The sequence below is a fragment of the Burkholderia sp. LK4 genome (assembly GCF_001043615.1).
GTDB classification, from domain to species: Bacteria; Pseudomonadota; Gammaproteobacteria; order Burkholderiales; family Burkholderiaceae; genus Burkholderia; species Burkholderia cepacia.
The window spans coordinates 37,718-51,110 of record NZ_LDUL01000027.1 but is presented as its reverse complement, the minus strand read 5'-3'; the positions used below and the strand labels follow the sequence as shown (position 1 = coordinate 51,110).

At 68.5% G+C, this 13,393-nt stretch carries 13 protein-coding genes; 11 read left to right on the top strand and 2 right to left on the bottom strand.

The annotated features are described in order from the left end of the window. Positions 1-35: 35 nt before the first annotated feature. On the bottom strand, positions 36-1,400 hold the full coding sequence (locus VK92_RS14030) for a 2-hydroxycarboxylate transporter family protein (protein WP_048023414.1): 1,365 nt from the start codon (positions 1,398-1,400) through the stop codon (positions 36-38). Between the two features lie 422 nt (positions 1,401-1,822). Between VK92_RS14030 and VK92_RS14025 the strand changes: the two genes are divergently transcribed. From VK92_RS14025 to VK92_RS13975, 11 genes are all read left to right on the top strand, one after another. Continuing rightward, positions 1,823-2,653, top strand: coding sequence for a MetQ/NlpA family ABC transporter substrate-binding protein (locus tag VK92_RS14025; RefSeq protein WP_021156388.1), 831 nt, complete (start codon positions 1,823-1,825; stop codon positions 2,651-2,653). Between the two features lie 11 nt (positions 2,654-2,664). After that, positions 2,665-4,083: an LLM class flavin-dependent oxidoreductase gene (locus VK92_RS14020; protein ID WP_048023412.1), complete on the top strand. Its 1,419-nt coding sequence runs from the start codon at positions 2,665-2,667 to the stop codon at positions 4,081-4,083. An 18-nt stretch (positions 4,084-4,101) separates the two neighbouring features. Next, positions 4,102-5,283 carry a methionine ABC transporter ATP-binding protein gene (locus VK92_RS14015; RefSeq protein ID WP_048023410.1) on the top strand — a complete coding sequence of 394 codons (1,182 nt, stop codon included), beginning with the start codon at positions 4,102-4,104 and terminating at the stop codon, positions 5,281-5,283. After that, on the top strand, positions 5,276-5,932 hold the full coding sequence (locus VK92_RS14010; protein ID WP_048023409.1) for a methionine ABC transporter permease: 657 nt from the start codon (positions 5,276-5,278) through the stop codon (positions 5,930-5,932). The genes VK92_RS14015 and VK92_RS14010 overlap by 8 nt, the downstream gene beginning before the upstream one ends. Positions 5,933-5,986: 54 nt before the next feature. Next, positions 5,987-6,838, top strand: a complete 852-nt coding sequence (locus VK92_RS14005; RefSeq protein ID WP_048023407.1) for a hypothetical protein — start codon at positions 5,987-5,989, stop codon at positions 6,836-6,838. Beyond that, entirely contained in the window at positions 6,835-8,046 is a 1,212-nt protein-coding gene (locus VK92_RS14000; protein ID WP_048023405.1) for an acyl-CoA dehydrogenase family protein, read from the top strand. The genes VK92_RS14005 and VK92_RS14000 overlap by 4 nt, the downstream gene beginning before the upstream one ends. 135 nt (positions 8,047-8,181) lie before the next feature. Beyond that, complete coding sequence (gene zigA, locus VK92_RS13995) at positions 8,182-9,390, top strand: zinc metallochaperone GTPase ZigA (protein WP_197092542.1); 1,209 nt, start codon at positions 8,182-8,184, stop codon at positions 9,388-9,390. Between the two features lie 58 nt (positions 9,391-9,448). After that, positions 9,449-10,369, top strand: coding sequence for a GTP cyclohydrolase FolE2 (folE2, locus tag VK92_RS13990; protein WP_048023576.1), 921 nt, complete (start codon positions 9,449-9,451; stop codon positions 10,367-10,369). After that, entirely contained in the window at positions 10,363-10,941 is a 579-nt protein-coding gene (locus VK92_RS13985; RefSeq protein WP_048023402.1) for a 6-pyruvoyl trahydropterin synthase family protein, read from the top strand. The genes folE2 and VK92_RS13985 overlap by 7 nt, the downstream gene beginning before the upstream one ends. Further along, positions 10,941-11,501 carry a gamma carbonic anhydrase family protein gene (locus VK92_RS13980; RefSeq protein WP_048023401.1) on the top strand — a complete coding sequence of 187 codons (561 nt, stop codon included), beginning with the start codon at positions 10,941-10,943 and terminating at the stop codon, positions 11,499-11,501. Before VK92_RS13985 ends, VK92_RS13980 begins: the two co-directional genes overlap by 1 nt. 3 nt (positions 11,502-11,504) lie before the next feature. After that, the gene (locus VK92_RS13975; protein ID WP_048023399.1) at positions 11,505-12,881 is read left to right on the top strand and encodes a dihydroorotase; all 1,377 of its coding nucleotides are present in this window, start codon (positions 11,505-11,507) and stop codon (positions 12,879-12,881) included. On the opposite strand, the gene VK92_RS13970 is transcribed toward VK92_RS13975, so the two are convergent. Then, on the bottom strand, positions 12,878-13,342 hold the full coding sequence (locus VK92_RS13970; RefSeq protein ID WP_042974902.1) for an Lrp/AsnC family transcriptional regulator: 465 nt from the start codon (positions 13,340-13,342) through the stop codon (positions 12,878-12,880). The two genes, VK92_RS13975 and VK92_RS13970, sit on opposite strands and share 4 nt — an antisense overlap. Positions 13,343-13,393 lie beyond the last annotated feature (51 nt).

The window sequence follows — 13,393 nt, the reverse complement described above, 5'->3', positions numbered from 1 at the left end:
GAAGCGGCCTGCGCGACGGAGCGCGCGGCGTCGCGTCATCCGAAGTGTGCGATCAGGATCAGCGTGACCGTGACGACGATCGCGCCGCCGATGCGGGTCGCGATCTGCGCGAACGGCATCAGCTGCATCCGGTTCGCGGCAGTGAGGATCGCGACGTCGCCGGTGCCGCCTTGCCCGCTGTGGCAGGCGTTCACGATTGCGGTGTCGATAGGGTACATCTTCATCAGGCGGCCGACCACGAAACCGGTGCCCATCAGCGTCGCGACGGTCGACACGATCGTGACCACGTTGACGATCGTGAACGCGGCGGTCAGCTTGTCCCACGGCGTCATCGCGACGCCGATCGCGAACAGCAACGGGTACGTGACGGCGGTCGAGAAGAACTTGTAGACGACGAACGCGCCTTCCTGCAGCGGCGGCGACACCGCGCGCGCGAGCTTCACGAGCACCGCGAGGAACAGCATCGCGACCGGCGCGGGCAGGCCGAACAGCTTGTGCGCCATCAGGCCGACCAGGTACAGCGTGATCGCCGTGATGCCGGCGCCCGCGATGTGCGAGACGTCGACATGGCCGCGGATTTCCTCGTTCTCGGGCGTCATGTCGCCCGATTCGCCGACCTGCAGGCGGCCGTTGCCGGTCAGGTGCGGCAGGCGCTTGCCGAGCATGTCGAGCGCGCCCGACAGGATGATCGCGGTCAGGCTGCCGAGCATCACCGGCGGCAGCACCATCGCGAACATCTCGCCTTGCGGCAGGTGCATCAGTTCCGAATAGCCGATCGACAGCGGAATCGCGCCTTCGCCGACGCCGCCCGCCATGATCGGCACGACGATGTACAGCAGCGTGTGGCGCGCGCCGAGGCCGAGCGCGGTACCCACCGCCGTGCCGACGATCGCGGCCGCGACCGAGCCGGCCGCGAGCGGGATGAAGATCTTCACGAAGCCCTGGATCAGCACGCGCCGGTCCATGCTCAGGATGCTGCCGACGATGATCGACGCGATGAACAGGTACAGGAAGTTGGTCGACTTCGTGAACTCGACCGTCAGGTTCAGCACCGGCTTCGGCAGCACGTGGTAGTACGTGAGCGCCGACGGCACGAAGGTCGCGAAGATCGCGGCCGCGCCGATGTTGCGCAGGAGCGGCAGGCGCTTGCCCAGTTCCGCGCAGGTGAAGCCGAAGAACGCGAGCACCGCGATCGCCATCGAGATCTCGCCGGGCACCTTGCCGGTGACCGAGAAGCCGACGATCAGCGCAAGCAGGATGAAGTAGACGGGCAGCGGGATGATGCCGATGCGGATTTCCATCAGCTTCCACCAGCCTTCCGGCCAGAAGCGCTCGCGCGGGGCGGCGACGGCGTTGGAAACCGGCTCCGGATGGGACGGGGTATGGATAGAGGTCTGCAAGACGTGTCTCCTGATGTTGGAATGCCTGCATCGCTTCGCGGCATCGTGTGCCGTCTATTACGCAACCCCCATGCCAGCAATGCGGCCAGCCGGAATATTTTTAATACATTGATTCATAAGGGATTTATTTCGTCTGCGGAAATGGCGGCACGGCCGGCTGGCCGAGATTTCGGAATCCGCCCGGCGTCCAGGCCGAAATTTCGGCCGGGCGCCCGGTCGGGACGCCGATCCTGCGTGGCCGCCGGCCATATCGCCGCGCGCGATTTTCTTCGCACAATCGCTTCGTAGACCGTCCTCGCTCCGCTCTCTATCATCGGCTGATCCTTTTCCGACGTGCTTGACCCTTGTCCGGAGAACACCCGTGCGTTCGCCGCGGCGTCGCTCATCCGTCGATACCGTCTTTGGACAGGAGAGTGGTTCCCATGCTGCATGCCGTTTTTTCCGCCCGTCTTTCCGCCGGCCGCGTCGCGCGCCTGCTGGCCGCCGCCCTGCTCGGCGTCGCACTGCTCAATGGTGCGCGGGCCGACACCGCGCCGCTGAAGGTCGGCATTTCGACGAGCCCGCAGATCGAGGCGCTGAAGGTGGCCGCCAAGGAGGCGAAGGCGCAGGGGCTCGACGTGAGGATCGTCGAATTCACCGACTGGAATACGCCGAACGCGGCGCTCGCGAACAAGGACATCGACGTCAACTACTTCCAGCACATCCCGTTCCTCGAGAACGCGAACAAGCAGGGCGGCTACAACTTCGTGTCGATCGCGCCCGGCACGATCATGAAGATCGGCCTCTATTCGAAGAAGGTAAAAAGCTTCAGCGAGCTGAAGGACGGCGCGAAGGTCGCGATCGCGAACGATCCCGTGAACGGCGGGCGCGGGTTGCTGCTGCTGCAGCGCGCGGGGCTGATCAAGCTGAAGCCGGGCGCCGACTACCGCGCGACGACGCACGACATCGTGTCGAACCCGAAGCACCTGAAGATCATCCCGCTCGAGGCATCGCAACTCGCGCGTTCGCTCGACGACGTCGATCTCGCGCAGGGCTACCCGAGCTTCATCAAGCTCGCCGGCACGACCGACCCGAACAGCGCGCTGCTGTTCGACGGCACCGAGAACAAGATCTTCGCGATCCAGTGGGTCGTGCGGCCGGACAGCGTGAACGACCCGCGCATCCGCAAGTTCATCGCGATCTACCAGCAATCGCCGGCCGTGCGCCGTGCGCTCGACAACGCGTTCGGCTCGCTGTACGCGATCGCGTGGTGACGGAGGCAGGCATGACGACGGCGAACCGCAAGAAGATCCTGCTCAACGCGTTCAACATGAACTGCGTCGGGCACATCAACCATGGGCTGTGGACGCATCCGCGCGACCGCTCCGCACACTACACCGATCTCGACTACTGGGCCGACCTCGCGAAAACGCTCGAACGCGGCAAGTTCGACGGGATCTTCCTCGCGGACATCGTCGGCGTGTACGACGTGTTCGGCGGCGGCCCCGATGCCGCGCTGCGCGAATCGGTGCAGGTGCCCGTCAACGATCCGCTGCTGCTGGTGCCCGCGATGGCGCAGGTCACGCGGCATCTCGGCTTCGGCGTGACCGCGAACCTGACCTACGAGCCGCCTTACCTGTTCGCGCGTCGCATGTCGACGCTCGATCACCTGACGAAAGGGCGCGTGGGCTGGAACATCGTCACCGGCTACCTCGACAGCGCCGCGCGCGGGATGGGCCTCGCGCAGCAGATCGGCCACGACGACCGCTACGAGCGCGCGGACGACTACATGGACGTCGTCTACAAGCTGTGGGAACAGAGCTGGGACGACGACGCGGTGATCCGCGATGCGCAGGCGCGCGTGTTCGCGCAGCCGGGCAAGGTGCGGCGCGTGAAGCACGACGGGCCGTTCTATTCGATCGATGCGATCCACCTGAGCGAGCCGTCGCTGCAGCGCACGCCGGTGCTGTACCAGGCCGGTTCGTCCGCGCGCGGCGTCGAGTTCGCGGGCCGTCACGCCGAATGCGTGTTCGTGAACGGGCAGAGCAAGGCCGCCGCGCGTGCGGCGGCGCTCGACATCCGTGCGGCTGCCGCGCGGCAGGGGCGCGACCCGGCGTCGATCAGAATCTTTGCCGGCGTGAGCGTCGTGACGGCCGAGACCGAATTGCTCGCGCGCGAGAAATTCGACGAATACCGGCGCTATGCGAGCCCCGAAGCGGGCCTCGCGCATTTCGCGAGTTCGACCGGCATCGACTTCGCGAAGTACGGCCTCGACGAGCCGATCTCGTATGTGAAGACCGACTCGATCCAGTCGGCCGTCGACGCGATCTCGCGCAAGAGCACGACCGGCACGTGGACCGTGCGGCGGATGCTCGAACAGATGTCGCTCGGCGGCCGGTATGCGCCGATCGTCGGCTCGCCGTCGCAGGTCGCGGACGAGCTGCAGTCATGGATCGACGAGACGGGCATCGACGGTTTCAACCTGACGCGCACCGTGATGCCCGAGTCGTTCGAGGATTTCGTCGACTGGGTCGTGCCCGAGCTGCAGAACCGCGGCGTCTACAAGGAAGACTACGATCCCGCGCCGACGCTGCGCGAGAAGCTGTTCGGCGCGGGCCCGCGCCTGCCCGCGTGGCACACGGGCGCGCAGCACCGGCCGGCTGCCGTACCGGCAACCGAACCCGCGCATCCCGCGCATGCCTGAACGTGACGGAGCGAAGCGATGACGCAATTGTTCGATACGCTGGGTTTCGTCGACGCATCGGCCGCGCGTGCCGGCGCCGCTGCCGGCCCGCATGACGCGGCGGCCGCGGCCGCCGCCGGTGGCGCCGCCGTGTCGCTGGAGCAGGTCGGCAAGGTGTTCGCGACGCCGCGCGGCCAGGCCGCCGCACTGCGCGACGTGACGCTCGACGTGCGGCGCGGCGAGGTGTTCGGCATCATCGGCCGCAGCGGCGCGGGGAAGTCGACGCTGCTGCGGCTCGTGAACGGGCTCGAGCGGCCGAGCTCGGGCCGCGTGCGCGTGCAGGGCGTCGACGTCGGCGCGCTCGACGAGGACGGGCTCGTGGCGCTGCGGCGTCGCACCGGCATGGTGTTCCAGCATTTCAACCTGCTGTCCGCGAAGACGGTGTTCGAGAACGTCGCGCTGCCGCTGAAGATCGCCGGCGTGCCGAAGGCCGAGCGCGTGCGCAAGGTCGAGGCGCTGCTCGAACTCGTGGGGCTCGCCGCGAAACGCGACGCGTATCCGGCCAGCCTGTCCGGTGGGCAGAAGCAGCGCGTCGGCATTGCCCGCGCGCTCGTGCACGATCCCGAGGTACTGCTGTGCGACGAGGCGACCTCGGCGCTCGATCCCGAGACGACGCAGTCGATCCTCGCGCTGCTCGCCGACATCAACCGTCGCCTCGGGCTGACGATCGTGCTGATCACGCACGAGATGGAAGTGATCCGCGCGGTGTGCGACACGGTCGCGGTGATCGAACAGGGCGAAGTCGTCGAAACGGGCCCCGTGTGGCGCGTGTTCGGCGATCCGCGCCACGGCGCGACGCGCGCGCTGCTCAGCACGCTCGTGCACGACCTGCCGGCCGAACTGGCCGCGCGCGTGCAGCCGCTGCCCGAGCAGGCCGCGTTGCCCGACGGCGCGCAGGTCGTGCTCGACGTTCGTTATACGGGCGAGAGCGGCGGCGAGCCGGACGTCGGCGTGCTCGCGGCGGCGCTCGGCGGCTCGGTGCGGTTCCTGCACGGCGGGATCGAGCGCATCCAGGGGCATGCGCAGGGGCGGCTCGTGATCGCGGCGTCGCCGCGCGCCGATGAAGCCGGCCCGTCGTCGACACGCGGCGGCGCGGTCGCCGTGCTGCTCGAACGTGCGCGCCGTCACGCGAATCATGCGGAGGTGCTCGGTTATGTTTGAGCTCTGGTGGCCCGAACTGCTCGACGCGATCCGCGACACGCTGTCGATGGTCGCCGCGTCGGCCGTGATCGCGGCGCTGATCGGCATCCCGCTCGCGGTGATCCTCGTGACGACCGCGCCCGGCGGCATCTACGCGCGGCGCGGCGTGAACGCGGTGCTCGGCGCGCTCGTCAACGTGTTCCGCTCGACGCCGTTCATCATCCTGCTCGTCGCGCTGCTGCCGTTCACGCGCGTGCTGATCGGCACGACGATCGGCGTATGGGCGGCCGTCGTGCCGCTGTCGATTGCCGCGATCCCGTTCTTCGCGCGGATCGCCGAAGTGAGCCTGCGCGAAGTCGATCGCGGGCTGATCGAGGCCGCGCTCGCGATGGGCGCGAAGCGCCGCCACATCGTGTGGCACGTGCTGCTGCCGGAGGCGCTGCCCGGCATGCTCGGCGGCTTCACGATCACCGTCGTCGCGCTGATCGGCTCGACCGCAATGGCGGGTGCCGTCGGCGCGGGCGGGCTCGGCGATCTCGCGATCCGCTACGGCTACCAGCGTTTCGACACGACCGTCATGGCGACCGTGATCGTGATCCTGATCGCGCTCGTCTCGGCCGTGCAAATCACGGGCGACCGCCTGGTCCGACATGTGACCCGGCGCACCTGAGCCGTGCCACAAGCACGCGCTCGTTTCATTCATGAACCTGAGAGAACCCTACCCATGACCTTGCCCATCGGCGCGCCGCGCGAATGGAACGGACAATTCGAGGAAGCGCTGTTTCTCGACGTGGCGCGACGCCATCGTCCCGGTTTCCCCGACAAACTGGCCACGCCGCCGCGCGAGCCGCGCAACGCGGACGAACTGGCCGCCGTCGCCGACTACTACACGAAGATGGCGTCGCACGACCTGTTCATCGTGCAGGTCGTCGCGAAGGCGATCGACACGCTGTTCCGCGACGATCCGCATGTCCAGCTGATCCTGTCGCGCCAGCTCGGCGACGACGGCGCGCACGCGGTGATCGGACGAGAGCGCGTGACCGAACTGACCGGGCGCGATCCGCTGCCGGAAGTCGACCGGCTCGTCGCCGCGCACTGGGCGCGCATCGGCGACATCGCGGTGCGCGACGTCGCGGGTTTTCTCGCGTTCGAATGGCATTACGAGCTGCACATCCTCGCGAAGCTGTGGATCCAGCGCAAGACCGGCCGCATCGGCGACGGCGCGATGCGCGAACACGGCGAGAACCGGATCCGGCCGGACGAGGAGTGGCATCGCGTGCAGATCGTCCAGTGGTGGTTCGAGCGGCTCGCGACGCTGCCGGCGGCCGAACGCGACGCGCTGATCGATCGCGTGATCGCGGCCGACGAGGAAACGCAGGCGCGGCTCGACGGTTACCTGCACGACGAGTACGCGCACACCGCGCACGTGTTCGGCGCGGACATCGCCGAATATCGCGCGATCTACGACGACTGGCGGCGCGAGATCCTCGCGCGGTTGACCGGCAGGCGCGAACTCGGGAAACTCGTGCCGTTGTCGGAAGCTGTCTCGACCCAGGAACAGGAAGCCGTCGCATGAACGATCCCCGCGGCCCGGCGACGCTCGCCGCTGCAACGGATGTGTCAGCCGTCGATCCGGACGCACTGGCGCGCGTCATCGAAACGCTGCGCGAAACCGCCGCCGCGCGCGATCGCGCGGGCGGCCACGCCGCGCAGGAAAAGCAGTGGCTCGCCGACGCGGGCCTGCTGACGCTCGCGGTGCCGCGCGAGTTCGGCGGGCAGGAAGCCGGGTGGCCGGCGATCTACGACACGATCCGGCGGATCGCGCGCGTCGACAGCGCGCTCGCGCATCTGGTCGGGTTCCAGATCCTGCAGGTGGTGAGCGTCGACGTGTGGGGCAGCGCGGCACAGCGCGAACGTTATCTGCGCGGCACGGTCGAGCATCGCTGGTGGTGGGGCAATGCGGTCAACCCGCTCGACACGCGGCTGGTCGCGACCGCGACGCCCGACGGCGGCTACCGGCTCGACGGCGTGAAGGGCTTCTGTTCGGGCACGCGCGGCTCGCAGCGCATGACGGTGTCCGCGCACGATCCGCAAGCGGGCCGCACCGTGTTCGGCGTGGTGCCGACCGATCGCGCGGGGATCACGGTCAACGAAGACTGGGACCCGATCGGCCAGCGCCAGACCGACAGCGGCAGCGTGCGCTTCGACGGCGTGACGCTCGCGCCGGACGAGGTGCTGCACCGCTCCGAGGCGCCGCCGACACCGCGCGCGACGCTGCGCACGCTCGTGTCGCAACTCGTGCTGACGAACCTGTTCGTCGGGCTCGCGGAAGGTGCGCTGGCGGAAGCGCGCAACTACGTGCTGAAGCATGGCCGCCCATGGATACAGTCGGAGGTCGCGCAGGCGAGCGACGATCCGTACACGCTGCAGCGCTTCGGCGACATGCGCGTGCGGGCGATCGCCGCGGCGGCGCTGGCCGATCGCGCGGCGGCCGCGTTGCAGCGCGCGTGGGCGCGGCAGGATGCGCTGACGGCGGACGAGCGTGCCGAGGTGGCGCTCGCGGTATCGGAGGCGAAGATCGTCGCGCAGCGCGCGGCGCTCGACAACGGCGAGGCGCTGTTCGACGCATGCGGCGCACGCGCGACGGCCGCGTCGCTCGGCCTCGACCGCTTCTGGCGCAACGCGCGCACGCATACGCTGCACGATCCGCTCGACTATCGGCTGCGTGACGTCGGCCGGTTCGCGTTGACCGGGGAATTGCCGCCGGCGTCGCTCTATACGTGACGGATTGACACCGGAGCGGGCGCGGCCTGCTCCGGACCACACCCTGCCGGCATGCTGGACGTCCGAAATGATATGTTATATCGTTGCGATACAATATATCATTCGTTCCTCAACGTCCTCTTCCGGAATCGCCCGATGAGCACCGCACTCCCTCCGTCCACGCGGCTTCCCGTGACCGTCCTGTCCGGCTTTCTCGGCGCCGGCAAGACGACGCTGCTCAACCACATCCTGAACAATCGCGAGGGCCGTCGCGTCGCGGTGATCGTCAACGACATGTCCGAGGTCAACATCGACGCCGCGCTCGTCCGCGACGGCGGCGCAGGGCTGTCGCGCACCGACGAGAAGCTGGTCGAGATGAGCAACGGCTGCATCTGCTGCACGCTGCGCGAGGATCTGCTGATCGAGGTCGACCGGCTCGCGCGCGAAGGGCGCTTCGACCAGCTCGTGATCGAATCGACCGGCATCTCGGAGCCGCTGCCGGTGGCCGAGACGTTCACGTTCGAAGGCGAGGACGGCCGCAGCCTCGGCGAAGTCGCGCGGCTCGACACGATGGTGACCGTGGTGGACGCGTTCAATTTCCTGCGCGACTACGCGTCGCGCGACAGCCTGCAGTTGCGCGGCGAATCGATGGGCGACGAGGATGCGCGCACGGTGGTCGATCTGCTGATCGACCAGATCGAGTTCTGCGACGTGATCGTGATCAACAAGATCGACCTGATCGACGACAGCGCACGCGAGCGGCTGGTCGCGCTGCTGCGCGGGCTCAACCCGCGGGCGAGGATCGAGATCGCCGAATTCGGCAAGGTGCCGCTCGAGCGCGTGCTCGACACGGGCCTGTTCGATTTCGACGCAGCATCGCGCGCGCCGGGCTGGCTGCAGGAGCTGCGCGGCACACACACGCCGGAAACCGACGCATACGGCATCCGCAGTTTCGTCTACCGCGCGCGGCGGCCGTTCCACCCGCAGCGCTTCTTCGCGCTCGTCGAAAGCGAATGGCCGGGCGTCGTCCGCTCGAAGGGGTTCTATTGGCTGGCCACCCATCCGACCGTCGCCGGTTCGTGGTCGCAGGCCGGCGCGGTCGCGCGGCACGGGCCGGCCGGCCACTGGTGGGCGGCCGTGCCGCCCGAGCGCTGGCCGCAGGACGCGGAAGCCGTCGCGCAGATCCGCGCCCGCTGGGACGAGCGCGTCGGCGACGCGCGGCAGGAACTCGTGCTGATCGGCATGGACATGGACGAGCCCGCGCTGCGCGCGCGCTTCGACGCGTGTCTGCTGACCGACGCCGAGATGGCCACCGGCCCCGAACACTGGACCACGTGGGACAACCCGTTTCGCGACTGGCCCTGACCTGAACGCGCTTCCTGCATCGATCCGGATGGAGAAGGCGCTCCACCGGATCCCGAGCATGAATGCCCCCCTTCCCGATATCTCCCTGACCGATGCCGCGCCGGGCCGTCGCCCGCTCGAATGGGTCGGCATGCAGGGCATCGACCTGCCCGTTGCGGTGGCCGAGCCCGGCTGCCGGCGCGACGTGCATGCGCGCGCCGACGTGCAGGTCGACCTTCCCGCACCGCACGTGAAGGGCATCCACATGTCGCGGCTGTACAGGCTGCTCGACGGGCTCGGGGATGGCGCCGCGCTGTCGCCGGCCGGCCTTCGGCCGGTGCTGCAGGCGATGGTCGACAGCCATCGCGACTGCGACACGCGTCGTGCGCGGCTACGGCTGCGCTTCGACCTGCTGGCGCGCCGCGCCGCGCTGGTGACCGACGGGCTTGCCGGGTGGAAGGCCTATCCGGTCCGGATCGACGCGACGCTGACCGACGCCGGGTTCGAGCTGCGCGCGCAGGTGACGGTCGCCTATTCGTCGACGTGCCCGTGCTCGGCCGCGCTGTCGCGGCACTGGGTCGAACAGGCGTTCCTGGCGGCGTTCGGCCGCGACGATCGCGTGGAACCGGCAGCGGTCGCCGCGTGGCTGAAACGGCATGCGACGGCGGCCACGCCGCACAGCCAGCGTAGCGAAGCCGTCGTCAGCGCGGGGCTGCCGGCCGACGGCGCGACGCTCGGGCTGATCGACCTGATCGATCGCGTCGAGCACGCGCTCGGCACGCCGGTGCAGACGGCCGTCAAGCGCGCGGACGAGCAGGCGTTCGCGGTGCTGAACGGCGGCAACCTGATGTTCGTCGAGGATGCCGCGCGCCGGGTCCAGGCCGCGCTGGACGGCCGTCATGCGCACCCGCGCGTGCACGTGCGCCATCTGGAAAGCCTGCACCCGCACGACGCGGTGGCCTGGGCCGCGCCGGTTCGCGATGGCGCCGACGCATGCTGATCCGCAAGCTGTTCCGGTTCGAGAACGCGCACGTGGTGCGCGGCTGCAGCACGCGGCGTTGCTCGCATTCGATCCACGGCCATTCGTATCGCGTCGAGCTGCTGCTCGAGGCACACGCGCTGGACCACGGGCAGATGATCTACGACTTCGGGCTGCTCAAGGGCGACGTGCACGACCTGATCGACGCGTTCGACCACGCGGTGACGCTGTGGTCGGATGACGATCCCTGCTACGTCGAGAGCATGCGCCGGCATTCCGAGCGCTGGGTGCTGCTGCCGGTGTCGCCGAGCGCCGAGCAGTTCTCGCGCGTGTTCTTTCGCCTCGTCGATGCGGCGCTGTCCTGCACGCGCATGTCGAACGGCGAAACCGGTGTGCGGCTGCATTCGATCATCGTTCACGAAACCGAGACCGGCTACGCGCAGTGTTTTCGCGACGATGCGTTCAACCCGCGCATGGGCCGCATCGACCTGGACGACATCGTGTTCGCGCCGGCCATCGCCGGACAGTGGCGCGATCCGGGCCTGTTCGAGCGGATCAAGCGCGGCCGTTCGATGTCAAGACAGGAATCCTGATGATCAGAAAGAACCCGCGCGGCGACCTGCCGCAGATACACCCGAGTGCATTCGTCGATCCGACCGCCATTCTGTGCGGGCTCGTGATCGTCGAGGAGAACGTGTTCATCGGCCCGTACGCGGTGATCCGCGCCGACGAAACGGATGGCGACGGCCGGATCGCGCCGATCGTGATCGGTGCGCATTCGAACATCCAGGACGGCGTGGTGATCCATTCGAAGTCGGGCGCGAGCGTCACCGTTGGCCAGCACACGTCGATCGCGCATCGCGCGATCGTCCACGGGCCGTGCAAGGTCGGCAGCGGCGTGTTCGTCGGCTTCAACAGTGTGCTGTTCAACTGCACCATCGACGACGGCTGCGTGGTGCGCTACAACGCGGTCGTCGACGGCTGCCACCTGCCGCCGGGCTTCTACGTGCGCTCGACCGAGCGCATCGGGCCGGAAACCGATCTCGCCGCGTTGCCGCAGGTGACGGCCGACGCGAGCGACTTCTCCGAGGACGTCGCGCGCACGAACAATGCGCTGGTGCTGGGCTACAAGCACATCCAGAACGAGTTCTGAGCCATGGACGAACCCGTTCGACGTGAAGGGCGCGCGACCGACGCGCTGAAGCGACGCCATGTCGACCTGCTCGTGCACGGCGGCACGGCGATGACACCCAACGGTGCCGAGCAGGTCGACGTCGCGTGCGTGGACGGCCGTGTCGTCGCGCTGGGTGCGTTGCATGGCACGTGGAGCGCCGACGTTCTCCTGGATGCCGGCGGCCTGCATGTGCTGCCGGGCGTCGTCGACAGCCAGGTGCATTTCCGCGAACCGGGCCTGACGCACAAGGAGACCATCGAGGCCGGCACGCGCGGCGCGGTGCTCGGCGGCGTCACGACGATCTTCGAGATGCCCAACACGCATCCGCTGACGCTGACCGCTCAGGATCTGCAGGCCAAGCTGGAACGCGCGCGCGGCCGCGCGTGGTGCGACTACGCGTTCTACATCGGCGGCTCGGCCGCGAACGCCGAACGGTTGCCGGCGCTTGAAGCGCTGCCGGGCTGCGCGGGCGTGAAGGTCTTCATGGGCAGTTCGTTCGGCGACCTGCTGGCCGACGACGAAGCCGTGTTGCGCCGGATCGTGCGCAACGGGCGGCGGCGCATGGCCGTGCACGCGGAGGACGAAGCGCGGCTGCGCGCACGCCGGGCGCTCGTCGAAGCGAGCGGCGACGTGCGCGACCATCCGTGCTGGCGCGACGTGCAAAGCGCGCTGGAGGCGACACGGCGCATCGTCGCGCTGGCGGCCGAGACGGGCCGCCGGCTGCATGTGCTGCACGTGTCCACCGCCGAGGAAATGGCGTTGCTCGCGCGGCACCGGCGGCGCGTGACCGTCGAAGTCACGCCGCATCACCTGAGCCTGCATGCGCCCGATTGCTACGAACGGCTCGGCACGCTCGCGCAGATGAATCCGCCGGTACGTGAACGGCATCATCGGGATGCGCTGTGGCAGGCCGTTCGCGACGGCGTGGTCGACGTGATCGGCAGCGATCACGCGCCGCATACGCGCGACGAAAAGCGCCGGCCCTATCCGCAGTCGCCGAGCGGGATGACCGGCGTGCAGACGCTGCTGCCGCTGATGCTCGATCACGTGCACGCGGGCCGCGTGAGCCTCGAACGACTGGTCGACCTGACCAGCGCCGGGCCGGCGCGCATCTTCGGCATCGCGGGCAAAGGGCGGATTGCGGTGGGCTACGACGCCGATTTCAGCATCGTCGACCTGCGCGCGCGGCGGATCATCCGCGACGGATGGATCGCCAGCGTCAGCGGCTGGACACCTTACGACGGGTGCGCGGTCACGGGCTGGCCCGTGCATACGGTCGTGCGCGGCCAGGTCGTGGTGCGAGACGGCGCGCTGAACGGGGAGCCGCAGGGGCAGGCCGTCACGTTCCTGGACGCCTAGATCGGCAGGCGAACCGTCTGCTTGATGCGCTTCAGCGGAATCTCGGTTTCGACGTTGCGCACGCCTTCGATCTGCGTGAGCGTTTCCATCTGGAAGCGCTGGTAGTCGTCGAGATCGCGGGCGATCACGCGCAGCAGATAGTCGTAGCTGCCGGCCATCAGGTGGCATTCGAGCACTTCGGGCGCCTGCTCCATCTCGCGCGCGAAGCGTTCGACCGTCGTCTTGTCCTGGCGCTCCAGCGTGACGCGCACGAACGCCGTGAATCGCAGGTCGACGGCGGCCGGGTTCAGCAGCGCGACATACGCGTCGATCACGCCCTGTTCCTCGAGCAGGTGAACGCGGCGCAGGCAGGGCGTGGCGGACAGCCCGGCCTGTTGCGCAAGTTCGGCATTCGTCTGGTTCGAATTCCGTTGCAATGCACGCAGAATGCGCCGGTCGATTGCATCCAGTTTGATTGACATTTTTGACTACCCAAGCGGTGGATGCTAGAGAATAGCGCCAAAATCGATAGT